Source organism: Bradyrhizobium sp. SZCCHNR1043 (assembly GCF_032489675.1).
In the GTDB taxonomy this organism is placed as follows: Bacteria; Pseudomonadota; Alphaproteobacteria; order Rhizobiales; family Xanthobacteraceae; genus Bradyrhizobium.
On the sequence record NZ_JAUEYN010000007.1, the window covers coordinates 166141 to 189738 of the forward strand.

Consider the following 23598-nt stretch of genomic DNA (forward strand, 5'->3'; position numbering starts at 1 on the left):
CAGACACCGTGGCCTGCATTGTCGGGCGGTTGCGGCCCTGATGCAATACGCTCCGGTGTCTCATGATCCGCCAGTTGTGCTGCGTCGCACGCGGCTGCGATCTCGCGGCGCGTTGATGCGTCCGAGGGATGGAATATTCCGCCCTCCTGCAGACAGAGGGCACGGGGAATGCCGGGCGCTGGCCGCACCCATGGCCCGCCTGCAGAAAAAAATGCAGGCGGCAGGTACCACAGATCCTATGGGGCGGCGGGTGGTCAAGAAGGGTTAGGATTGGATTTCCGAACCATCCGGCCCTCGGAGGATCAAGATGATCAAGCTCGATCGCACTGACACACCCGCCGCGGCGGAGCATGCCACGGTTTACCTCGCGTTTGAACTGAGCAAAGCGAAATGGAAGCTCGGCGTGCTGCTTCCTGGCTCGCAGAAACTGAGCCGGTACACGATCGGCGGCGGTGACTTGGCCGCCTTGGCGGCCCGGCTTGCGGACATGCGCAAGAAGGCTGCGGCTGCCGGGGGCGGCCGGCCGGTGCGCATCCTGTCATGCTACGAAGCAGGCTTGGATGGCCACTGGCTGCACCGATGGCTGAGCGGACAAGGCATCGTCAATCATGAGGTCGACCCTTCCAGCATCGAGGTGAACCGTCGTGCCCGGCGCGCCAAGACCGACCGGATCGATCTGGAGAAGCTGATGCGGGCGTTCCTCGCCCATTTGCGGGGCGAGCCTCGGGTCTGCAGCATCGTCCACGTGCCAAGCGTCGAGGATGAGGATCGCAAGCGCCGTACCCGTGAACGTGATCGCCTGATCCAGGAGTGCACGGCTCACAGCAACCGCATCAAGGGACTGCTGCACGGCCAGGGCATTCGCGACGTCCACCCGCTCGATCGCTCGTTCCTGGAAAGCCTTGCCAGCCTGCGCACTGGCGACGGTCGTCCACTGCCGGTGCGGCTCAAGGAAGAGATCGTGCGCGAACACGAGCGACTGTGCCTGGTGGCACGGCAGCTCAAGGAGCTCGAGGCCAAAAGCAAAGCCGAGCTGTGCGCCGCTCGGCCCGGCTCGCCGGAAGCCAGGATCATGCAGCTCATGGATCTCAGGAGCATCGGCCCGGTCGGCGGCCAGAAGTTGGTCAACGAGGTGTTCTATCGCGACTTCGACAACCGTCGTCAGGTCGGCAGCTACTTTGGTCTCACCGGCACGCCCTATGACAGTGGCGAGCGCAGCCGTGAGCAGGGCATCAGCAAAGCCGGCAACCGGCGCGCCCGTGAGCTCGCGGTCGAGCTGGCGTGGCTATGGACCGTTCATCAGCCGGACAGCGCACTGACACGCTGGTTCCGCGAGCGGGTGCGCGACATCAAGGGACGCATCCGGCGAATTGCCATTGTCGCTCTGGCACGCAAGCTGATGGTGGCGCTGTGGCGCTATCTGGTGACCGGCGTTGTTCCCGAAGGCGCCGTGCTGCGTCCAACTTCGTAAACGGCTGCGCGCGCCATGACAGCCGACGTGAGCCAGGACCGACGCGTGACCGTGCTGAACCGGGGGCATAAACCTCCCGCTCTCACAGAGGGGTCCCGTCTTGACTGGGCCTTACCTTCCCCCGTGCATGAAAGATCAGGGTACCGGGCCTCGCGCCCGACCGGATACAAGGTGATGCGGTCGTTCCGCATTGTCGTTCACGGCCCAATCCTCGCATCACGTCCGGCCTGCCATCGCGACACCGCGCGTTGCGGGCGCGCCATGATGGCGCCAAGCTCGTCGCGCTCAAGGCCGCTGACGCGCCGCCTCCGGCGGTGGCCTTCGGCCAGCCTTGACCGCGCCTCTCCTTGGCGCCAAAGACCGCCCCCAACAAACGACGCCCCTCTTGACAACTTACTCCCCATACAAGGTTCAGCCGAGGCATCCCGGCATTCCCCGCGCGATGGTTTTGACGGCTGCTTCGCGATCTCCTCGGTGCGCCGGGCTTTCTGGCCACCGTGAGCGACAACGCGCTTGCGCGCACTGCGCAGGACACCAGCATCGGGGTGCCAGGACCACGCGACTTGACCGTGCGCATCGCCGTCGTTCGTCCGCGCGGCATCAACCACGCTGCGACATCGACACGCCCACCGCATCCCGCCTCAACGTTCGTGACGACCGCGAAGCGCCCCTCTTATCGAGACGGGACGGTGGGAGAGAAGCATGAATTCTGATAAAGAGAAACAGGAATATTTTTGCGCGCAGGACTGGACAGGGGTGATGTGATTGAGGTGGTTCGCGAAATGAGTTTTTCGGCGCGCACCGTCTCGCGGCGATCGACCTGTGATCGGCAGGCCGGCGCGGTGGTGTTTCTTTTCTCAAGACGTTTTGCTGGAAGTGATTTGCCCGTCGGGCCTGACGGTCGCCATCAGCCTTCTGCTGTCGTTGATGCGCGACGCCGCGATATCGGCGATCGATCGACGCAGGTTCAGCGGATCATCTTTCGAGGCGATAAAGCCTCGTCGCCGTCAGAAGCCGCCACGCGTTCTGACGCGGACGCCAAGGCTGTCAGCCGCCCGATTTGTTGATTTTCTTCACCTTGGCGTCGGTTGCCTCGATCGAGGCCGCCAGCTCCAGGATCGCCTTTGCCAGGAGGTCGGCGGCCTCCTTGGGGTCCTGCGACCGTTCGGCGCGCAGCGCGTAGTTCTTGGCTGAGGAGAGTGACATTGGCGACCTTTCCCACGGAAAAGCCCGCCGGGTCGAGACGACGGGCTGCCTGACGCGTCCTACGCGCGAGCGGTCCCCTTGCAGACCGTGCGCGATTAGCCGCGAGAATGGCAGAGCGGGGTTAAGAAAATCCTCGTGACGCTCGCTTCGCCTATGCGTCGTCTGCCGCGCGCGTGGCCGCGTCGCGCACGAACGTCGGTTCGCGTCGAGGCGCCGATTTCAAAGCACGACGCCTTGGCGATAGGCGAGCTTGGCCCGGCCCTTTATCCGCATGCCTCGCCGCGAGACCTCGAGAGCGATTTGGTCGCGGTCGATTCGGGTCATCAGGACGCCGCAGCAGTCATAATGCGCAATTCCAATGTCGCGGCCTGTTTCGATGTGCAATTCCGTGCGGGCCGGGTCTGGGCCGAAATTGCGCACGATCGCGTCGTCGCCATAAAAGCGCTTGATCGTGTCCTTGATGAAAATGACTTCATCAGCAGACAAGGGAGCGGGCGGCTGTGGAGGGCACTGGGGTTTGGCAGCGGGCATGGCGCTCAAAGTAGCGCCCGAGCAGTTTGGAGCCAAGCCTCGCCTGCCCCATGGTTTGACTGTTCTCACTGTCATCGACGAGCGCACGACCGCTCGCTTCAGGACTAGCCGCGCCTCAGAACTTGTAGCCGACGCCGACCGTCGCCGTATTCGTTCGCGTCGTCACATGCGCGGTGAAGCGGTCGTCGAAGCCGACACCGACGCCGCCGGCGACGAAGAATGTCCGCCTCGCCACCGTGCTCGGCCTCGTCGTCTACCCGCAACTCCAGAAGCCGGTCGACCTGCCGGCCCTGCGCGAGACGCTGAAGCAGATCGCGACCATCGCCGACTGCGGGAAGCTCGTCGCGGCGGTGAGGTAGTCACGCGCTCGACCGTTCGAGTTGCGCCTTGCCGCCATATTAGAGTCCAACCATTAGGGCCGTCATGGCCGGACTTGTCCCGGCGATCCACGTCGTTCGACATGGTGGATGGACGTGGATGCCCGGGTCAAGCCCGGGCATGACGAGTAACTAATTAGCAGCATTCAATGCCGCTATATTGCGCGTGCCGCGGAGCGGCTTCGCCCCACGCTCACCCTCGCTGTTTCGCCGCCGCCTCCTGCAGATCCGGGGCATTCACGGCCGGAATCGCGATCCGTCCTGGCCCCGTCTGCGACAGCGCGGCGGCGGCCTTGTCGTTGTCCATGATCTTGGCCATCACGGCCTGGCCGGCGCGGTCGAAGATGGCGCGGTTCTCGATGACGAATTTCTGCGAGCGGCGCAGGCCGTCGATGTAGCCGTTGATCTCCGGCACGACGTAGCGCGCGACCATGTCCCAGCTGCGCCGCGAAGCTTCCGGGTTGGCCCAGTCGTGCACGAAGCCGATGATGTGGCCGACGCCGCCCGACACCTGCATCAGGTTCTTGATCGTCTTGACGAGATCGTCCGGCGTGCCGATCGTCGACGCCGCGCCCTCGACGAAGGCGGTCTTGTCGACGGCCTCGTCCGGCGATGAGAAGGCCTTCAGGCCGGGCCGCATCAGGGTGCCGACGGTGTACTCGTTGTGCCAGCGCATCAATCCCGCGCCGGCCTCGCGCCGTGCCTGCTCGCGCGTCTCCGCGATGTGCCAGGACAGCAGCACGCGCCAGTTGGCGCGGCTCACTGTCGTGCCGTGCTTCTTCGCCGCGTCCTCGGCAAACTCCCATTGCTGCGGCAGCGCCATCAGCCCCTGCGTCGACATCGAGCCGAGCGAGATGATGCCGATGCCGTATTTGCCGGCCAACGTCATGCCGGACGGCGAGATCTGCGAGGCCACGACGAACGGCATCTCCTCCTGCAACGGCAGGATCTGCAAGGCCGCATCGTTCATCGTGAACCAGTCGCTCTTGGCGGTGACGCGCTCGCCGTTGAACAGGCGGCGGATGATGGCGATCGCCTCGTCCTGACGGTCGCGCTGCGTCATCGGATCGATGCCGAGTGTGTGGGCATCGGAGGCGAGCGCGCCGGGGCCCGAGCCGAAGATGGCGCGGCCGCCGGTCATGTGATCGAGCTGCACCATCCGCTGCGCGACGTTGTAGGGATGATGGTAGGGCAGCGAGATCACGCCGGTGCCGAGCCTGATGCGCTTGGTGCGCTCGCCGGCGGCGGCGAGAAACATCTCGGGGGAAGCGATCATCTCCCAGCCGCTGGAATGATGCTCGCCGCACCAGAACTCATCGTAGCCGAGCTCGTCGAGCTGCGCGACCAGATCGAGGTCGCGGCGGAATTGCAGCATCGGATGCTCGCCGATCGGATGATGCGGAGCGAGGAACGCTCCGAATTTGAGCCGCGCCATGCGTTTTCTCCCAAGCGGAATTCGTTGTTGCTTGCCGATCAGGCTAGTTGGCGCATCGGTGTCAGGCAATCACCTTGGCCCGTATGCCGATCGGTGCATGGCTGCCATTTGTTTGTTTACTGATCGCCGATCGGTACGGCACACTTCCCGCTGACATGGTCGATTCGCGATGTGGCTCGAATGATGATTTCCAAATCGCGGTCGTCGGCCTTTGCGGTTGCGGAGTCTGTCGCGTTCACGCCAGCGGCGATATTCGTGGTGCTCGGTTCGCATTTCGGTGATTGCTGCGTGAAGCGCCGCGTCGGCGTGGCATTTAGATCGCAGCAAGACCGAAATTCGCAATCAAATTGCTGACGTCCGGGATGGTGTGGGCTTTTTCTTTTGCACTGCAGCAACCATCTGGGTGATGGTGGATTGTCTACCCGCTGCCGTGAATACGCGAATGCCTAAGGAGCTGCCGTTGTCCCTCGCCGAAAATGTTGAGTATTTGCGACGGCTGCGCGAGCTGAACAGTATTACCGGATTTGCCGATTTTCATCGTCAGCCGCGTCGCGCTCCAGAGAATCCCTTGATCGAGATCGAGCATTTCGGCACCAACCCTGGGCGCCTGAAGATGTTCGCCTATGTGCCGGCGCAGCGTCAGCCGCTGGCGCCGCTGGTCGTCGTGCTGCATGGCTGCGGGCAGGGCGCCGCCGACTACGATCTCGGCGCCGGCTGGTCGACGCTCGCCAAGCATTTCGGCTTCGCGCTGCTGTTGCCGGAGCAGCAGCGGGTCAACAATCCGCAGCGCTGCTTCAACTGGTTTCAGTCCGAAGACATCACGCGTGATCAGGGCGAGGTCGCCTCGATCCGTCAGATGATTGCGCGCATGGTGGCGGATTGTGCCATCGATCCCAGGCGCATCTACGTCACCGGCCTGTCGGCGGGCGGCGCGATGACCATGGCGCTGCTCTCGGCGCATCCCGAATTGTTCGCTGCCGGCGCTGTCATCGCCGGGCTGCCGTTCGGCACCGCGCGCAGTATGCGCGACGCGATCCTGCAGATGCGGATGCCGCCGGCGCGCCCCGCAGGCGAGCTCGGCGATCTCGTTCGCCGTGCCTCGAACCACCGCGGCAAGTGGCCGAAGCTGTCGGTGTGGCACGGCACAGCGGACTACACCGTGCATCCGGACAATGCCGGCGAGATCGTCAAGCAGTGGCTGGACCTGCACCATCTGCCGCTGGCGCCGATGGCCGCGGCCGAGGTGAACGGCTATCCGCATGAGCAATGGTGGAATGCCGACGGCGAGACCGTGGTGGAATCGTTCACGATCTCCAACATGGCGCATGGCACGCCGATCGGGATCGCGGCCAACGACAAGCGCTATGGCAAGGCCGGGCCGTTCCTGCTCGAGGCCGGCATCTCCTCGTCCTATCACATCGCGAAATTCTTCGGCGTCACCGATTGGATTCGTCCGCTCAAGGCGGCCACGACGTCGCCGAGCACGAAGCTGATCCCGCAGGTGTCGCCGATCTCGGCGGTGCCGGCCTTCACCAAGATCTTGCGACGCGCGACGGACGCCCCATCGCCCACTGCGGAACCGGTCGACGTCAAGCCGGCCGAGATCAAGGTGGTCGAGCCCAGAATGTCGCCGACCGGCATGCTGCTCTCTGCACCGGCATCCGCTGCGGTCCCGCAGCCCGAGGTCGAGCCCCAGTCGCCGGCATCCGAGTCGCGGAAAGCGGCCAAGCCCAAGCCGGACCAGAGGCCGGAGTCCAAGCCCGTGGCCGTCTCCAAGCCCGCGGAGCCGAAACGGCTGGAGTCGGCGACCGGCGAATCTTCGATCAACGGCAGTGGCGCGAGCGCCAGGCCGCGGCGCCGGACCATCGACGTCGCTGCCGTGATCGACCGTGCCCTGCAAGCGGCCGGCCTGAAGTAGACGGCCACAACCGCAGCCGTTCAGAGCTCGCTCGCGAGGGACGCGCGGGTCAGACGTCGCCGGTCAGGAATGGGTTGGTCATGCGCTCCTGGCCGAAGCTCGATCCGGCGCCATGGCCGCAGATGAAGCCGACGTCGTCGCCGAGCGGCAGCAGCTTGTCCTTGATCGATCTGATCAGCGTCTCATGGCTGCCGCCGGGCAAATCGGTGCGGCCGACCGAGCCGTTGAACAGCACGTCGCCGACCTGGGCGAAGCGCATCTCCTTGTTGAAGAACACGACGCTGCCCGGCGAATGCCCCGGGCAATGCAGGATATCGAAGACGAGCTCGCCGATCTCGACGCGGTCGCCCTCCTCGAGCCAGCGATCCGGCGTGAAATCGCGCACGCCTGTGATGCCGAAGCGCGCGCCGCTGGTGACGACGTTGTCGAGCAGGAACTTGTCGGCGACATGCGGCCCCTCGATCGGCACCTTCAGCGCGTCGCGCAGATCGGCCGCGCCGCCGACGTGATCGATATGGCCATGCGTCAGCCAGATCTTCTCCACGGTGACCTTTGCCTGCGCGATCGCGGCCTGGATGTTGGGCACGTCGCCGCCGGGATCGATCACGATCGCCTTCCGGGTCGCCTCGCACCACAGGATGGTGCAGTTCTGCTCGAACGGCGTGACGGGCACGATCATCGCGCCGGCCTTCGCCTTGGTCTGGTCTCGCTCGCTCATGGCGCCAGCATGCCGATTTTTCGCAGTGCGCCAAGCAAAAAACACCGCGGTGCGGCGGCCTGACACTTCACCGGCATCGTCCATCGCCTACCACTCTCTTGACGCTCGATGTCGATGCGATCTGGCTGTCGCCGATCTTCACTTCGTCGGCCGCAAAGTACGGCTGACGGCCTGACGGCCGCCGCGACCACGATCAACACGCCGATGCCGGTCGGGATCGACGAGGCGACATTGTTGGCGTCTCTGAGGACGGAGATGTCCGACCCAAGGTGGCGCGTGCACGTGCAGGCGTTTTTCGCCGAGGTCGATGTCTCCGTGATCCATAGTCTTGTCGTCGGCCATGTCGTCACGTTCGCAGAGCTACGACGTCGACCTGGATTCGAGCGCCGCCCTGCGGGCGGCCGTCTGTTAAGCGGAAGGCTGGCGTCAGGTTCCGGTTCCCCGGTGATTAGCGTGCTTGGGCGACGCCCGGAATCGGCTATGCTGTGGCGCATGGAATCGTCAGCCGCCAGGATCAGCCTCGTTCCCATCGACCGCCGCCAATCCGAGACGGCGCTGGCGATCGCGCGCGGCACCTCGCGCTTGCTGCGCTCGCTCGGCTTTGCCACCATCAGCGAGCTGCCGCTGCCGTCGGGACGTCGCGCCGACCTGGTGGCGCTGAACGAGCGCGGCGAGATCTGGATCGTCGAGATCAAGTCGTCGGTCGAGGATCTGCGCGCGGATCACAAATGGGAGGACTACCGTGCCCATTGCGACCGGCTGTTCTTCGCCTTCACGCAGGATCTGCCGTGCGAGATCTTTCCGCAGGACACCGGCCTGATCGTGGCCGATGCCTATGGCGCCCACCTGCATTGCGAGGCGCCAGAGCACAGATTGCCGGCGCCGACGCGCAAGCTCATGACGGTGCGCTTCGGGCTCGCGGCGGCGCAGCGGATCAACCGGCTGATCGACCCGCAGGGCCACGCGGACCTCTAGAGAATCCTCAAATGCGGTCCACTGGACGGGGGTTCCCCGCCTAGGTAGGTGACAGAGGCTCCGTCAGGTCACGAGTCTCAAGATGAGAGACATCAGCATCGCTGAGAGCCGATCCGCATCACCACCAGCCTGGCCGATCGATCGCCAGGCATCGCCGTCAAAAATTGGCAGCGACGAGATCGTAGGATCCCCGGCTGCCGCGGACATAGACCCTGGCGGCGGCGGCGCAGATCCGCTCGCGGTTGGAATCGAACGCGGTCAGAAAGCCCGACTCGTCCGGACGGGTGTCGGGTTGAAGGCGTCTCAACGCGCCCTCGTCGACGAAGAACGACGCTTCCATCGCGCTGTCATAGCCCCAGAACCGTACGGCACGTCGCGTGCGGTCATAGGAGCGGCTGTGATTTGGAAACTCAATCATGTGTGTGTCCGATCAGGTTCGGAGGACGCCGCCGATAGGGCGGACGTCATCCAAGGGGCGTCGTTCGGCGGTGGTCGCCGGCGACAAAGGTTTGCGCGCATCTCAATCGAAAGCCGACGGCAACTCGCCGTGGCGGAAGAGGACCGTCGGCTCATCGTCATAGTCACCCATGTCGGGATCGCCCGAGGATGAGAAGGCGACGACGCCTGCCTTGCTCGACACCAGTCGTTCCGCAGTCCGGAGCGCGCTCGCTTCCGTCTTGCAGGCGATCGGCGTCTCGGCTTTCGCGCGTCCGCCCCGGCCGGCGCTGAACGCCTGAACGAAATAGATCGTTTCGCGCGCCATGTTCTGTCCTTTGGGCTGTCGAGTACGGTCGGCCGCGTCGCCGCATTGCGCGCGGCGTTGATTGCGCGCGGCCCTGCGGCCTTGCGGGAGAACCATCCAGACTGATGAGGACCGGAAATCTCCTAGCGCTTCTTCTTGTCGCTGGAAAAATCCGGCTGCCATGCTCCGGTCTTCTGGCTCGGCGCTGCGGCAATGCTCTTGGGCTTTTCCTTCTTGGGCTTCTTGGCTTCGCGATTGCCTTTTTGCTGACCTTTGGCCATGTCGATCTCCTCTCGGCTCGGGTTGGAGCTGGTTCAACGCATCGAAGGCGCCGCGTCGATCCTGCGTGCGCGGCGTCACTGCCTATCGGCCGGGTGGCCGTCGTCCACCGGCTGCCGACGGGGCGCACGGTGGTCTGATCTACGAATGCAGCGCGGCAGTTGCGAGCGCGAGAAGGATCAGCAGAAGCGGCACAATGATGGGTGGAACGATCCACTCGCTCAGACGAAACTGCGGCATTGGCTGTCCCTCGCGTGTTTGCGGCGGGAGCGCTCGTGACCCTCAGTCACCGATGAATGCCGTCGGAATGGCGGTGATCGCCATTGATACACCCTGGCTCCTGCAATAGCGAGCACCAAAGCGCAGCGACACGGTCCGATGACGCCCGGCCGCTCGTCACGTCGTGCTGATGAGAAAGCGGTGGCTATTGCCGGCCGTAAGGCGCATGCTCCGAAGAGCTCGAAGTTGCGACAAGCGACAGCGAGGCTGTCGCGAAAGGTAGGCGCAGATGAGCATCCGCTCGCGGCGCGAATTCGTCACCTTCAAACATCCGTTCCGGATCAGAAGCATCGAGCGTCTCTTGCCCGAGGGCACCTACGAGGTGGTCACGGACGAGGAGCTGATCGAAGGATTGTCCTTTGCTGCCTACCGTCGGGTTGCGACGATGATGATGCTGCCCGCCGCCGGCTCGCGCTCTGCGGCCGTCGAGATGGTGTCCGTCAGCTCGGTCGATCTTGCAGACGCGCAGCGTGTCGACGCGAGTGCGTCGGATGACTGACGAACCGCTCGATCTCGACAGACACCGCGGGATGAGCGCGCAGAAGGCCGTGGACCTGCGTCGCGCTCTGGCCGAGGCCGAAAGTCACGCGCGGGACCTGCGCGAGCGGCAGGCTGTTCTCGAGCAGCACTTGCTCGCCAACGCGGCTGCGTCGTGGCCGGAAGCCGCCGCGAAGGCGCGCTATCTCCTGAACATGTATGCCGCGAGCCTTGCGGAACAGGATACCAGGCACCGGGAGCTGATCGCCGCCGTCCTGGCCGACTTCTCCCGGCTGACGGGGGAGAGCTGACGCGAGCCGGGGCATCGGGGCGCCGCCCGGCCTTGGATCCCCCGCCCGATCCAAGACTGTTGCTGGCGCAACAACATTCGCTTGTCCCGCCCTCCCGGCAATTTCCCCTCTCTGCCCGATAAATGCCCCGCATGGGGCGCAACATCTCGGAACATTTTTAAGGCTCGAGCGGTATCCAGCCGAGGGGTGCGAACAGGGACGACAGATGCGACGGGTGCTCTTGGCGTTGACACTGCTCTACGCGACCGGAGTTCGCGCGGAGGAGATGGCGTTCTACGTCCTGGGCGTGGGCGCCGATTCCTGCGAGCGCTTCATCACCGCCGCCGAGGAGCAGCCGCCCGGCACCTACAAGGCGATCGGCAATGCCGACGGCCCCTACGTCAACGCCATCTCAAAGTATCAGCAGTGGATGATGGGCTACGTCTCCGCCATCAATGCGGACCGCGGCGACGAGGGCCGGCAGATCAAGCTCGATCTGACCGAGGTCGACAGCTGGATGCGCAATTGGTGCAGCCGCAATCCGCGGCGCACCGTCTTCCATGCGCTGCAGGCATTCGTGAAGTCGCACTGAGTGCGGACGAGCCGCAAAAGCCTACTTCGGCGCGCGCTTGGCGAGGATGCGCTGCAGGGTGCGGCGGTGCATGTTGAGCCGGCGGGCCGTTTCCGAGACGTTGCGGTTGCACATCTCATAGATGCGCTGGATGTGCTCCCAGCGGACACGGTCGGCCGACATCGGATTCTGCGGCAGCTCGGACTTTTCGCTGGTGGTCGACAGCAGCGCTGCAACGACGTCGTCGGCATCCGCCGGCTTGGCGAGATAGTCGACGGCGCCCATCTTCACCGCCGTCACGGCGGTGGCGATGTTGCCGTATCCGGTCAGCACGATGGCGCGGGCCTCGGGGCGCTTGCGCTTCAGCGCCGACACCACGTCGAGGCCGTTGCCGTCGCCCAGCCGGAGGTCGACCACGGCGAAGGCCGGCGCTGCCTTGCCGATCTGTGAAATACCTTCGGCGACGCTTTCGCAGGAGGTGACCGTGAAGCCGCGGGTCTCCATGGCGCGCGACAGGCGCTCCAGGAACGGCTTGTCGTCCTCCACGATGAGGAGAGAGCGGTCCGGGTGGTTCGTCAGTTCGGCGATGGCGCCCACGGTCATATCCTTGAGAAGAAGGCTCGATGGTTGCGAGACGTCTGGTCCATCCTCATATGGTCTGCCGACCGGCCGCTGCCAAGATCGCGGGTTGCCGCAGTCTGCGGCGTGACGCCGCGCGGGGCGGGTGTGCTGTATGCCAGGACCACGCCGGCGGCGGCTGCCGCCGAGGCTTCATTCCGGCTCCGCCTCGCCATCGTCGTCCTCGCTGGCCTCGAAGCGCCGTCGCGGCCACACGATCTGGACCACGGCGCCATGGTCGGGGAAGGTGCGATTGCTGAACGAGACCTTGGCCCCGGTCCGCTCCAGCAGGGTGCGGGCGATGAACACGCCGAGCCCGAGGCCGCCGCCCTGGTTACCTCCCGGGCCGTCCTCGGCGCTGGGCCGTCGCGACAGATAGGGCTCGCCGATCCGCTTCAGGATATCAGGTGCAAAGCCGGGGCCGTCGTCGGACACCACGATCTCGACCGTCTCATTGTTCCACCAGGCGTTCACCTCGACGGCGTTGCGCGCGAAGTCGACGGCATTCTCCAGGATGTTGCCGACGCCATAGAGGATCGCCGGGTTGCGCGAGCCGACCGGCTCCTTGGCCGCGGCCACGGCGACGCGCACCTTGATGTCGACGCCGAAGTCGCGATGCGGGGCCACCGTCTCCTCGATCAAGGTCGACAGCTTCATCCGGTCGTACATCGACCCGATCGAGGACAGCTGGGTGATCTTGCCGAGAATGTCGCGGCAGCGCTGCGCCTGCTCGCGCAGGGTCTTGATGTCGGAGGTGACCTGGCTGTTGTCCTGCAAGGCGCGCTCCAACTCGCGCGAGATCAGCACGATGGTCGCGAGCGGGGTGCCGAGCTCGTGCGCGGCGGCCGCCGCGAGACCGTCGAGCTGGGTGAGGTGCTGCTCGCGCGCCAGCACCAGCTCGGTCGCCGCCAGCGCGTCCGACAGCTTGCGCGCCTCCTCGGTCACCTGGAACGCATAGAGGCTGGTGACGCCGATCGCGAGCGCGATCGAGAGCCAGACGCCGAACAGATAGATCGGCGGGAAGATCAGCGGCTCCTCGCCTTCCCACGGCAGCGGCAGGTGCATGAAGAACAAGGCGGTTGCGCAGGCCACGGCGAGCAGGCCGAGCATGATCGTCAGGCGGACGGGGAGGGCGGTCGCCGAGATCAGCACCGGCGCCAGGAACATGTAGGAGAACGGATTCTCCAGCCCGCCCGTGAGATAGAGCAGCACCGTCAGCTCGACGATGTTGAGCGCGAGCAGGCCTCCGGCGTGGGCCGGCTCCAACAACTGCATCGGGTTGAAGGCGATCTGCAGGCCGAGATTGAGCAGCGCCGAGATGCTGATCACCGCGAGACAGGGCACCACCGGCAGGTCGAACTCCAGCCCCTGCACCACGATGAAGATCGCGCTCAACTGACCGAGCGCCGCCAGCCAGCGCAGCCGCAGGATGGTGTCGAGCCGGACGCGCTGTCGCGGATGGCGATAGTCGGTGTCGGGCGTGTCGATGATCAGGGCGTCGTCGGTCATGACGGGAACCTAATGCCGCGCAGGCGCGGCGACAAATCTGGCCGGCCGTTGGTGGCCTGTTGCGGTTTGCGGCACAATGCCTCAATGAACCCCTCCCATGACGCAAGATGACGCAGTGCCGACCCTCTCATCCGATTCCAGCTCGGTTTCGCCCGCGATTGCCGTGTCGCGGCTGACCAAGGTCTACAAGACGACGACCGCTGTCGACGGCATCTCCTTTGCGATCCGCCGCGGCAGCATCACCGGGCTGCTCGGCGGCAACGGCGCCGGCAAGACCACGACGATTGCGATGATCATGGGGCTGGTGCAGCCGACCTCGGGCGAGGTCGCCGTGCTCGGCCGCAGGATGCCGGACGAGGCTGCTGCCGTGCTGGGGCGGATGAATTTCGAGAGCCCCTATGTCGACATGCCGATGCGCCTCACGGTGCGGCAGAACCTCACCATCTTCGGCCGGCTCTATGCGGTGGACCACCTCAAGGAGCGGATCGCGGAGCTCGCCGCCCAGCTCGACCTGACCGACTTCATCGATCGTGCCAATGGCAAGCTCTCCGCCGGGCAGAAGACGCGCGTCGCGCTGGCCAAGGCGCTGATCAATGATCCCGAGCTGCTGCTCTTGGACGAGCCGACCGCCTCGCTCGATCCTGACACCGCCGATTGGGTGCGTGGCCATCTCGACAGCTACCGCAAGCGCCGTGGCGCCACCGTGCTGCTCGCCTCGCACAACATGCTGGAGGTCGAGCGTCTCTGCGACCGCGTCATCATCATGAAGCGCGGCCGCATCGAGGACGACGACAGCCCGGCGCAGATCATGGCGCGCTACAACCGCTCGACGCTCGAGGACGTATTCCTCGACGTCGCCCGCGGCCGCGACCGGGAGGCCGCGCAATGAACGATCTTTCGCTCCGCATCGCCCCGCACCGGATCGGCGCGATGATCCTGCGCTACTGGTATCTGCTGCTGTCGTCCTGGCCGCGGCTGCTGGAGCTGATGTACTGGCCGACCCTGCAGATCATCACCTGGGGGTTCCTGCAGACCTACATCACCGCCAATGCCGGCTTCTTCGCCCGCGCCGGCGGCACCCTGATCGGCGCGGTCATCCTGTGGGACATCCTGTTCCGCGGACAGCTCGGGTTCTCGATCTCCTTCCTCGAGGAGATGTGGGCGCGCAACATCGGCAACCTGATGATGAGCCCGCTGACGCCGATCGAATTCCTGCTGGCGCTGATGACGATGAGCCTGATCCGGTTGGCCATCGGCATCATCCCGATGACCCTGATCGCGGTCTGGTTCTTCGACTTCAACCTCTACAGCCTCGGCCTGCCGCTGGTCGCCTTCTTCTGCAACCTGATCTTCACCTCCTGGGCGGTCGGCATCTTCGTGTCGGGGCTGGTGCTGCGCAACGGGCTCGGCGCCGAGAGCATCGTCTGGACGCTGATGTTCGCGCTGATGCCGCTCGCCTGCGTGTACTATCCCGTGCAGGTGCTGCCGCATTGGCTGCAACTGGTCGCCTGGTCGCTGCCGCCGACCTACGTGTTCGAAGGCATGCGCGCGCTGCTGGCCGATCACGTCTTCCGATCGGACCTGATGCTGACCGCGCTCGGGCTCAATGCCGCCCTGCTGCTGGCGTCGTTTGCGGCATTCATTGCCCTTTTGCGTAGCGCGCGCCGCGCCGGCTCGTTGCTGGCGGCAGGGGAATAATTGCGCTTTTCCCGTGGATTTCCGGGCTCATTTCGTCGCTTTGCGGCGTTGACACGTACAACACCGCATTGACGCTTAATTGCGCATTCGGCAGTATGCTGCATTGCAGAGAGGTTGAACGAGAATGCCGATAGGTGAGTTTGGCGGTGCACCGCCCCTGGCGTCGGAAGGCAGTCCGGTCCTGACGACGCCGATGTACTGGATGTACGAAATGGCGCACGCCTCGCTCAATCCGGCGCGCGCTGTCACCGACGCCACCAAGATCCTGTTTCAGAACCCGCTCAATCCCTGGGCCCACACCCAGATGGGCAAATCGGTCGCGGCGGCCTGCGAGCTGTTCGAGCGCACCACGCGCCGCTACGGCAAGCCCGAATGGGGCCTCGACGAGACCGAGGTCAACGGCATCCGGACCCCCGTCGAGGTCCGCTCGATCTGGGAAAAGCCGTTCTGCCGGCTGCTCTATTTCGACCGCAAGCTGACCCGCCCGCTGCGCAGCCCCCAGCCCCGGCTGCTGATCGTGGCGCCGATGTCCGGCCATTACGCGACCCTGTTGCGCGGCACGGTGGAAGCGTTCCTGCCGACCCACGAGGTCTACATCACCGACTGGTCTGACGCGCGGATGGTCCCGCTGGCCGAAGGCCGCTTCGATCTCGACGACTACATCGACTATGTCATCGAGATGCTGCGCTTCCTCGGCACCAACATGCACGTCATGGCGGTGTGCCAGCCGGCGGTGCCGGTGCTGGCGGCGGTGTCTGTCATGGAGGCCGAGCGCGACCCGTTCGCACCGATCTCGATGACCCTGATGGGCGGCCCGATCGACACCAGGCGCAACCCGACCGGCGTGAACAATCTCGCCCAGGAGCGCGGCATCGACTGGTTCCGCAACCACGTCATCACCAAGGTGCCGTTCCCGCATCCAGGCGTCATGCGCGACGTCTATCCGGGCTTCCTGCAGTTGAACGGCTTCATCAGCATGAACCTCGACCGCCATGTCGACGCCCACAAGGCGCTGTTCGCCAACCTCGTGAAGGGTGACGGTGACCAGGTCGACAAGCACCGCGACTTCTACGACGAGTATCTCGCGGTCATGGACCTGGCTGCGGAATATTATTTGCAGACGGTGGAGACCGTGTTCGTCAAACATGCGCTGCCGAAGGGCGAGATGACCCATCGCGGCACGCTGGTCGATCCGTCGAAGGTCACGCGCGTGGCCTTGATGACAGTCGAAGGTGAGAAGGACGACATCTCCGGTCTCGGTCAGACCGAAGCGACGCACGGACTCTGCTCGTCGATCCCGGATCACCGCCGGGTTCACTACGTGCAACCGGGTGTCGGTCATTACGGCGTGTTCAACGGCTCGCGATTCAAGTCGGAGATCGTGCCGCGCATCAACGATTTCATGCTGTCGGCAGCCGATCCGAAGTCGCTGCTCGCCATTGCGGCTGAATGAGCGAAGACGATGGTCACCGCGCATCCGAATCCGGATGCGGGGTAACCCTTTGAAGGGACGCTAGAAACCGGAACTCAGGAGTGACTCAAGCAGTGAATGTGGCGTCGCTTCTTGAGCGATGCTTTTGAATCTGAATTCATGTTTTTGGGGGCGCGCGAGGCCCAACCGCTAGGGTGCGGAACCTTCCGAACCCCTGTATGTTGGGCAAATGATTTGTTTTTGCGCCGAGCGCTTTCCCTGGCGGTGGATATGGCAAAATCCGGGCGAGTTCTTCCCTCCCGGACTGACAGAAATGGCCACTCGCGCGCTACTTTATCGGCGGCCCGCCGAACCTTCGCGTCTTCTCGTCAAGCATGGCTCGCAAATCTACTCGATTAGATTGCGGCGTCACCGTCGTGCGCGACGTTATACCCTGAGAATTCATCCGTCGGATCGCGAAGCGATCCTCACGATGCCTCCGCGCGGCACGATCATCGAAGCGAAAGACTTCGCGCAGCGTCACGGCGCGTGGATCGCGGCGCGTCTTGGCCGTCTGCCGAAGGCGGCGCCGTTCCTGCCGGGCACGTTGGTGCCGCTGCGCGGCGTGCCGCACAAGATCGTGCATCGCGCCGGCGAGCGCGGCACGGTGTGGACCGAGACGCGAGACAGTGGCGAGAAGATCCTGTGCGTGGCCGGCGGGATCGAGCACACCGAACGCCGGGTGCTCGACTTCCTGAAGCGCGAGGCGCGCCGTGACCTGCAGAAGGCCGCCGACGCCTATGCCGAGCAGCTCGGCGTCAAGGTTAAGCGGCTGTCGATCCGCGACCAGTCGAGCCGCTGGGGCTCATGCACCTCGGCCGGCTCGCTGTCGTTCTCGTGGCGCCTGATCCTGGCGCCGCCCTTCGTGCTCGATTATCTCGCCGCGCACGAGGTCGCTCATCTGATCGAGATGAACCACTCGCCGCGGTTCTGGAAGGTGTGTGGCAGGATCTGCTCCTCGGTCGAGCGCGCCAAGAAGTGGCTCGACACCTGCGGCAACGATCTGCATCGCTATGGCATCGACGACTGAGGTCTCGACGATAGAGCATCTCGACGATGCGAGCCCCAATGGCCCGGCCTTCTGGTCCGGGCCATTTCTTTGTCGAGTTCCAATCTGCATCGATGAACTCAGAACCCGCGTGCGGACTATCGAATTCTTAAGCCTTCTCGCCTGCAGTCGGAGGATATTGCCCAATTCGGCGGCGCCTTAACGCGGCCGTAACGCTGCGCTCGCCAGATTTACCGCGATCAACCCCAAGGTGACGTCCCAGCGAGCTGCCGGGTCGTTCGCTGCAACCAAAGCGCCGATCGTTTCTCTCGAAACGTGCAGCGCGCCTCGAATCGAACGATGCCTGCAAGCGAGTTCCAACCGGCCGCATCCACACAATTGCTCTCGGCCGCGCTCGACGGTGCCTCCGAGGCGATCCTGTTTCTCGACGCGCTGGGCCATGTCCAGCACGCCAACCAGGCGGCGTCGGTGCTGCTGCGGCGTGAGCCGGCCGCTCTGATCGGCGCCGACCTCGAAAGCCTGGGTCTGCCCGCGGATCTGATCCCGGCGCCCCCCTGCGACGAGACGACGGACGCGCAGCAGGAGGCGGACCAGTCCGAAGCCCGCGAAATGACGATGCGCCATGCCGATGGCGGGCGGACCCGCCTCCGCCTGTCGCTGTGCGCTCTCCCGCCGGGCCGTGACGACGAGCCGGTCCGTTCGCTGCTGTTCATTCGTGACGTGACCACCGAAGTCGACATGCGCGAGCGCAATGCGCTGCTGACGTCGGTCGCCGACCGGACCAACCGGGCCGTCATCGTCACCGATCGCGAGCTCAACGTCCTCTATACCAACGCCGCCTTTGCCAGCCTGTTCGGCTACACGCCTGAACAGGCGATCGGGCGCCGCGCCGAGGAACTGCTGATCGGCCCCTGCACTGATCCCGCCATCGTCGACCGGCTGAGGCAATGCCTCGAGGACGATCGCGGCATCGAGGAGGACGTGCTGGTCTACGACAAGGACGGCCGCGAGATCTGGACGACCGCCTATGTCAAGGCGCACCGGACCAAGCGAGGCAAGGTCAGATATCTGTTCGGGCTGCTCACGGACATCCGGGAGACCAAGCAGTTGCGCTCACTGCAGCAGCTGATCATGGCGTCGCTGGCGTCCGACGTTTCGATCACGACCATCGCCGATCAGCTGTGCCGCCGGGTCGAAGAGCTCGCCCCGGACGTCGTCTGCTCGATCCTGCACGTCGATTCCGATGGCCGCATGCATCCGCTCGGCGGCCCCAGCCTTCCGCCCGCTTATTCGGCCAGCCTCGACGGCGTCGCGATCGGGCCGGACGTCGGCTCCTGCGGCACCGCCGCCCATCTCTGCGAGCCGGTGCTGTCGCACGACATCGACAATGATCCGCGCTGGCAACCCTACAAGGCCGGCCCGCTCGCCGCCGGCCTGCGCGCCTGCTGGTCGTCGCCCATCAAGGGCAAGGACGGCCGCGTCATCGGCACCTTTGCCTTCTACTTCCGTGAATGCCGCGGCCCCAGCCCCTGGCACGAGCAGATCGTGGCCGCCTGCGTCCAGCTCGGTGCGCTCGCCATCGAGCGCCAGGAGGTCCGCTCGACGATCTCACAGGTCGCCTATCATGACATGCTGACGGGCCTGCCCAACCGCGCCCGCATCCCGTCGCTGATCGCCGAAGCCATCAAGGCCTGTCCGGAAGGCGGACACGTCGCTGTCGCCTTCCTGGACGCCGACAATTTCAAGGACGTCAACGACACGCTGGGCCATGCCGCCGGCGACGAGTTCCTGGTCGGCTTCGCCAACCGCCTGCGAGCGCAGATCCGCAACGGCGACATGCTGGGCCGTCTCGGCGGCGACGAGTTCGTGATCGTGCTGCAGAACCGCGATGCCCTGGAAGCCTCGCTCGCGGCGGCGCGCATCACCGCCGCGCTGGCGATGCCGCTGACGATCGGCAAGCGCCAGGTGCCGATGTCGGCGAGCATGGGGCTCAGCCTCTATCCTGATAATGCCAAGGACATCGAGACCCTGATCAAGCAGGCCGACGCGGCGATGTACAAGGCCAAGCGCGGCGGCCGGGCGACCTACCGCTTCTTCAGCGCCGACATCGACAAGCTCGCCGAAGAACGGCTGATGCATTCGACAGCGCTGCGCGAGGCGATCGCCAGCGAGGCCCTGACGTTGCACTATCAGCCGCAGATCCGCACCCGCGACGGCGCGATCCACGGCGTGGAAGCGCTGGCGCGCTGGCACGATCCGGTGCTCGGCGAGGTCTCGCCCGCCAAGTTCATTCCGCTTGCCGAGGAATGCGGCCTGATCGAGCAGATCGGCGTGTGGTCGATCAAGCTGGCCTGCCAGCAGATGGCGTCGTGGCGGCGTGCCGGTCTCGACATCCCCTGCATCTCGGTGAACCTGTCGCCGATCAACTTCCAGAACGTCAATCTGGCGGCGATGGTGGCGCAGATCCTGGCCGCCAACGATCTGCCGGCGAAGATGCTGATGCTGGAGATCACCGAGGGCGTGATCCTCAACGAGCGCGCCACCGTGATCGCGACCATGAACGAGCTGCGCAACATGGGCGTCGGCCTGTCGCTGGACGATTTCGGCACCGGCTATTCGAGCCTCAGCAGGCTGGCGCAGCTACCGATCGACGAGTTGAAGATCGATCGCAGCTTCATGCGCGATTTCGAGAACGACAGCGGCACGCGGGCGATCGTGACCGCGGTCGTGCGCGTCGGCCAGAGCCTCGACGTGGCCGTGGTCGCCGAAGGTGTCGAGACGGAGCCGCAGCGCAAGCTACTGGCCGAGCTCGGCTGCGATGCGATGCAGGGCTTCCTGTTCGCGCGGCCGATGGCCGCCAGCGCCTTCAGCCGCTGGCTGCTGGACTACAGCGCCCATCGCGCGAGCCTGATGCTGCGGCTCGTCGGACGCGCGCTGGCGCAGGCCTCCGGTGATGCGAAAGGCGAGGGTGCTGCGAAAAGCGAGCCGTCATCGCGGCCCGTTGCGGCCGCCGCGGGCTGATCAGGCCGGACTCACTGTCTTCCCCTGACGAGCATCGCTCGTTGTGTCGCAACACGCAGCGCATTTGCGCTTCCGTCGTCATTCCGGGTTCAAGGCCTGCGGCCTTGCCCCGGAATGACGGTGGTCGTGGTGCAATCAGATCAGCGCCGGCCGCCGAACAACCGGTCCACCAGCCAGCCGTCGAGCCCGGCCGCGGGCTCCGGACGAACATTGCTGCGGCTCGGGCTCGGCGCCGCCGAGCGCGCCGAGTAGGCCGCATTGGGTGCGGGGGCCGACGGTGCTGAAATCTGCGAGGCGATCTGCGCCAGCGTCGGCACAAGGCCGGAGCCCTGCGCGTTCGGCAGCGCCGCCACCGGCACGCCCTGATGCGCCGCGCGCATGAAGCGGGTCCAGACCTCGACGGGTAGGCCGCCGCCGGTCGCCTTCCTGGTCGGCGAGTTGTCGTCATTGCCGAGCCAGACGCCGGTGACGAGGCGCGCGGTGTAGCCGATGAACCAGGCGTCGCGGAAATCCTGGCTGGTGCCGGTCTTGCCGGCGGCGATCCAGCCCGGGATCTCCGCCTTCTTCGCGGTGCCGGAGATCAGCGTCTCCTGCATCATCTGGTTCATCATCGCCGCGTTGCGCGGCTCGATCACCTGCACCGGCTGCTCGGCCTGGCGCATGTAGAGCAGCTTGCCGTCGAGCGTCCTGATCCGCGTCACCACATGCGGCGAGACGCTGACCCCGCCATTGGAGAACGGCGCGTAGGCGCCGACCAGCTCGATCATCGACACCTCGGAGGTGCCGAGCGCGATCGACGGGTTGGGATCGAGCTTGGAGGCGATGCCCAGGCGGTGTGCGGTCCGCACCACGTTCTTCGGTCCGACCTCGAGACCGACACGCACCGCGACCGTGTTGAGCGACATCGCCAGCGCCTGGGTCAGCGTCACCGGGCCGAAATATTCGCGGGTGTAGTTCTCCGGCTTCCAGCCCTTCAGGTCGAGCGGCGCGTCCTGGCGCACCGTGTCCGGCGTCAGGCCCTGCTCGATGGCGGTGAGATAGACGAACGGCTTGAACGCCGAGCCGGGCTGCCGTTTGGCGGTCACGGCACGGTTGAACTGGCTGTCGGAATAGTTGCGGCCGCCGACCATGGCGCGCACGGCGCCGTCCGGCGTCATCGCCACCAGCGCGCCCTGGCTGACGTTGAACTTCACGCTCTTGGCCGCGAGCTCGTCGATGATGGCGGCCTCGGCGACGGATTGCAGCTTCGGATCGATCGTGGTCTCCACGACGATCGACTCCTCGACCTGGCCGACGAGGTCGTCGAGCACCTCGCCGATCCAGTCGGCGACGTAGTTCACGGTGCCCGCGCCGGCCGGCTTCACCGCCACGGAAGGATGCGCGATCTGGGCCTGCGCCTGGGCGTCGGTGATGAACTTGGCCTCGGCCATCGCCGCAAGCACGGTCTGCGCGCGCTTGGCCGCGCCCTCCGGGTTGCGGTTCGGCGCCAGCCGCGACGGCGACTTGACGAGACCTGCGAGCATCGCGGCCTCGCCGATCGTCACCTGCCGCGCGGACTTGCCGAAATAGCGCTGCGCGGCCGCCTCGACGCCATAGGCGCCGGAGCCGAAATAGACCCGGTTCAGATACAGCTCGAGGATCTCGCGCTTGGAATATTTGCGCTCCAGCCACAGCGCCAGCTCGGCCTCCTGCAGCTTGCGCGCCAGCGTGCGCTCCTGGGTCAGGAACAGGTTCTTGGCGAGCTGCTGCGTCAGGGTCGAGCCGCCCTGCGATACGCCGCGATGCAGGATGTTGGCGACGACAGCGCGGGCGATGCCGATCGGGTCGATGCCGAAATGCTGGTAGAAGCGGCGGTCCTCGATGGCGATGAAGGCCTTCGGCAGATAGGGCGGCAGATCCTTCAGCGCGACATTGGCGCCGGCCATCTCGCCGCGCTGCGCCAGCATGGTGCCGTCATAGCCCACGATCTCGATCGTCGGCGGCCGCTTGGGGATCTCCAGCGACTGGATCGGCGGCAGATGCGCGCCGGCCCAGATCACGACGCCGACCAGCGCGATCACGCCCCACAGGCCGCAGACCAGCGCCCAGTAGAACATGCGCCCGATCGGCAATCCCCAGCGCGACCTGCCGCGGCTCGGCTTTGGTTTCGGTGTTGAGGTCTTCGGCTCGCGCGCCGGCACATCGTCCTCGTCGTCGGGCTCGACCGGCCTTTTCTTCGCAGCGGACTTCTTGGGCGCGTTGTTGCCGGAGGGGATGCGATCCTTGGGGTCGAGGCGCAGATCGGCCATCGCGGCCGCAAGACCGAATCGCGGCTCCTTGCGTCCGCCGCTCTGTTTCCGTCCCCGCGCCATACGCAACCCGAGCCCGCGACCCCGCCGTCCGACCACGGTAATGTCCGGAGTTTAAGGGGCAGTTAGGAAGAGCTTAACGCGCGATTAGGAGTTTCGCGCCGCTAACGCCGCGTTATGGTTAAGCGAAGGTCAACAACAATCAGGCGAGGGAATTCATGGGCCATATCGATCCCACCAAGGAGGTGTTCGCGCAGTTCCGGGAGAATGACCGCCCGGGTCCGATCCACATGCTGAACCTGGTGCGGCTGCGCAAGGAGGCGGCCTATCCCGATGGACGCAAGGTCAGCGGCGCGCAAGCCTATGCCGCCTATGGCCGCGAGAGCGGCCCGGTGTTCGAGCGCCTCGGCGGCCGCGTAGTCTGGCAGGGTCGTTTCGAACTGATGCTGATCGGTCCGCAGGAGGAATACTGGGATCACTGCTTCATCGCCGAATATCCGAGCGTGCAAGCCTTCGTCGAGATGATCCGCGATCCCGTCTATCGCGAGGCAGTGAAGCACCGCCAGGCTGCGGTCGAAGACTCGCGCCTGATCCGCCACGCTGTGCTGCCGGTGGGCAAGAACTTTGGCGAGGTGCCGGCGGGGTAAGTCTGACTACACCCGCAAGATTGGTAGTCCGCAGTCGCCAAGCAAAAGGTACGTTCCCTCCCTCCTTG

General features: G+C 65.4%; 24 protein-coding genes. 14 read left to right on the forward strand and 10 right to left on the reverse strand.

Translation table 11 applies throughout. The features are described 5' to 3' along the window. Positions 1-307 precede the first annotated feature (307 nt). Both QX039_RS14130 and QX039_RS14135 read left to right on the forward strand, forming a co-directional pair. Positions 308-1471, forward strand: coding sequence for an IS110 family transposase (locus QX039_RS14130; RefSeq protein ID WP_315737887.1), 1164 nt, complete (start codon positions 308-310; stop codon positions 1469-1471). 761 nt (positions 1472-2232) lie between these two features. Continuing rightward, positions 2233-2538, forward strand: a complete 306-nt coding sequence (locus QX039_RS14135; RefSeq protein WP_315773232.1) for a hypothetical protein — start codon at positions 2233-2235, stop codon at positions 2536-2538. On the opposite strand, the gene QX039_RS14140 is transcribed toward QX039_RS14135, so the two are convergent. Further along, complete coding sequence (locus tag QX039_RS14140) at positions 2519-2677, reverse strand: hypothetical protein (RefSeq protein WP_213737209.1); 159 nt, start codon at positions 2675-2677, stop codon at positions 2519-2521. The genes QX039_RS14135 and QX039_RS14140 overlap by 20 nt on opposite strands. Before the next feature lie 219 nt (positions 2678-2896). Next, positions 2897-3208, reverse strand: coding sequence for a hypothetical protein (locus QX039_RS14145; protein WP_315773231.1), 312 nt, complete (start codon positions 3206-3208; stop codon positions 2897-2899). 173 nt (positions 3209-3381) lie between these two features. Between QX039_RS14145 and QX039_RS14150 the strand changes: the two genes are divergently transcribed. Then, entirely contained in the window at positions 3382-3567 is a 186-nt protein-coding gene (locus QX039_RS14150; RefSeq protein ID WP_315773229.1) for a hypothetical protein, read from the forward strand. Between the two features lie 211 nt (positions 3568-3778). Here QX039_RS14150 and QX039_RS14155 read toward each other — a convergent pair whose 3' ends face one another. Continuing rightward, positions 3779-5020, reverse strand: a complete 1242-nt coding sequence (locus QX039_RS14155; protein ID WP_315735365.1) for an LLM class flavin-dependent oxidoreductase — start codon at positions 5018-5020, stop codon at positions 3779-3781. A 442-nt stretch (positions 5021-5462) separates the two neighbouring features. Between QX039_RS14155 and QX039_RS14160 the strand changes: the two genes are divergently transcribed. Continuing rightward, on the forward strand, positions 5463-6938 hold the full coding sequence (locus QX039_RS14160; RefSeq protein WP_315773227.1) for a PHB depolymerase family esterase: 1476 nt from the start codon (positions 5463-5465) through the stop codon (positions 6936-6938). 49 nt (positions 6939-6987) lie between these two features. Here QX039_RS14160 and QX039_RS14165 read toward each other — a convergent pair whose 3' ends face one another. Beyond that, a complete protein-coding gene (locus QX039_RS14165; RefSeq protein WP_315773226.1) occupies positions 6988-7656 on the reverse strand; it encodes an MBL fold metallo-hydrolase in 669 nt (222 codons plus the stop codon). A gap of 492 nt (positions 7657-8148) precedes the next feature. Between QX039_RS14165 and QX039_RS14170 the strand changes: the two genes are divergently transcribed. After that, positions 8149-8631 carry an MmcB family DNA repair protein gene (locus tag QX039_RS14170; protein WP_315735358.1) on the forward strand — a complete coding sequence of 161 codons (483 nt, stop codon included), beginning with the start codon at positions 8149-8151 and terminating at the stop codon, positions 8629-8631. Positions 8632-8788: 157 nt separating this feature from the next. Here QX039_RS14170 and QX039_RS14175 read toward each other — a convergent pair whose 3' ends face one another. The 3 genes from QX039_RS14175 to QX039_RS14185 all read right to left on the reverse strand — a co-directional run bounded on the left by QX039_RS14175 (position 8789) and on the right by QX039_RS14185 (position 9654). Beyond that, positions 8789-9049: a DUF1488 domain-containing protein gene (locus tag QX039_RS14175; RefSeq protein ID WP_315735356.1), complete on the reverse strand. Its 261-nt coding sequence runs from the start codon at positions 9047-9049 to the stop codon at positions 8789-8791. 102 nt (positions 9050-9151) lie between these two features. Continuing rightward, positions 9152-9556 (reverse strand): hypothetical protein, encoded by a 405-nt coding sequence (locus QX039_RS14180; protein WP_315735354.1) that lies wholly within the window; start codon positions 9554-9556, stop codon positions 9152-9154. Then, positions 9517-9654, reverse strand: coding sequence for a hypothetical protein (locus QX039_RS14185; protein ID WP_315735351.1), 138 nt, complete (start codon positions 9652-9654; stop codon positions 9517-9519). Before QX039_RS14185 ends, QX039_RS14180 begins: the two co-directional genes overlap by 40 nt. Before the next feature lie 506 nt (positions 9655-10160). Here QX039_RS14185 and QX039_RS14190 point away from each other — a divergent pair. From QX039_RS14190 to QX039_RS14200, 3 genes are all read left to right on the forward strand, one after another. After that, on the forward strand, positions 10161-10430 hold the full coding sequence (locus QX039_RS14190) for a hypothetical protein (RefSeq protein WP_315735348.1): 270 nt from the start codon (positions 10161-10163) through the stop codon (positions 10428-10430). Next, complete coding sequence (locus tag QX039_RS14195; RefSeq protein ID WP_315735346.1) at positions 10423-10719, forward strand: hypothetical protein; 297 nt, start codon at positions 10423-10425, stop codon at positions 10717-10719. Before QX039_RS14190 ends, QX039_RS14195 begins: the two co-directional genes overlap by 8 nt. 205 nt (positions 10720-10924) lie before the next feature. Continuing rightward, entirely contained in the window at positions 10925-11290 is a 366-nt protein-coding gene (locus QX039_RS14200; RefSeq protein WP_315735343.1) for a hypothetical protein, read from the forward strand. A 21-nt stretch (positions 11291-11311) separates the two neighbouring features. Here QX039_RS14200 and QX039_RS14205 read toward each other — a convergent pair whose 3' ends face one another. After that, positions 11312-11866, reverse strand: a complete 555-nt coding sequence (locus QX039_RS14205; RefSeq protein ID WP_315715137.1) for an ActR/PrrA/RegA family redox response regulator transcription factor — start codon at positions 11864-11866, stop codon at positions 11312-11314. Between the two features lie 174 nt (positions 11867-12040). After that, a complete protein-coding gene (locus QX039_RS14210) occupies positions 12041-13396 on the reverse strand; it encodes an ActS/PrrB/RegB family redox-sensitive histidine kinase (protein ID WP_315735341.1) in 1356 nt (451 codons plus the stop codon). A 97-nt stretch (positions 13397-13493) separates the two neighbouring features. Between QX039_RS14210 and QX039_RS14215 the strand changes: the two genes are divergently transcribed. The 5 genes from QX039_RS14215 to QX039_RS14235 all read left to right on the forward strand — a co-directional run bounded on the left by QX039_RS14215 (position 13494) and on the right by QX039_RS14235 (position 20595). Beyond that, positions 13494-14285: an ABC transporter ATP-binding protein gene (locus QX039_RS14215; RefSeq protein ID WP_315735339.1), complete on the forward strand. Its 792-nt coding sequence runs from the start codon at positions 13494-13496 to the stop codon at positions 14283-14285. Then, entirely contained in the window at positions 14282-15094 is an 813-nt protein-coding gene (locus QX039_RS14220) for an ABC transporter permease (protein ID WP_315773163.1), read from the forward strand. Before QX039_RS14215 ends, QX039_RS14220 begins: the two co-directional genes overlap by 4 nt. 124 nt (positions 15095-15218) lie before the next feature. After that, positions 15219-16547, forward strand: coding sequence for a polyhydroxyalkanoate depolymerase (locus QX039_RS14225; RefSeq protein WP_315735335.1), 1329 nt, complete (start codon positions 15219-15221; stop codon positions 16545-16547). Positions 16548-16755: 208 nt separating this feature from the next. Then, positions 16756-17595, forward strand: coding sequence for a SprT family zinc-dependent metalloprotease (locus tag QX039_RS14230; protein ID WP_315735333.1), 840 nt, complete (start codon positions 16756-16758; stop codon positions 17593-17595). Between the two features lie 318 nt (positions 17596-17913). Continuing rightward, entirely contained in the window at positions 17914-20595 is a 2682-nt protein-coding gene (locus QX039_RS14235) for an EAL domain-containing protein (protein WP_315773165.1), read from the forward strand. Positions 20596-20735: 140 nt separating this feature from the next. On the opposite strand, the gene QX039_RS14240 is transcribed toward QX039_RS14235, so the two are convergent. Continuing rightward, positions 20736-22946, reverse strand: coding sequence for a penicillin-binding protein 1A (locus QX039_RS14240; RefSeq protein WP_315773167.1), 2211 nt, complete (start codon positions 22944-22946; stop codon positions 20736-20738). Between the two features lie 155 nt (positions 22947-23101). Here QX039_RS14240 and QX039_RS14245 point away from each other — a divergent pair, with 155 nt between their 5' ends. Further along, positions 23102-23530, forward strand: a complete 429-nt coding sequence (locus QX039_RS14245) for a DUF1330 domain-containing protein (RefSeq protein ID WP_315756848.1) — start codon at positions 23102-23104, stop codon at positions 23528-23530. Positions 23531-23598 lie beyond the last annotated feature (68 nt).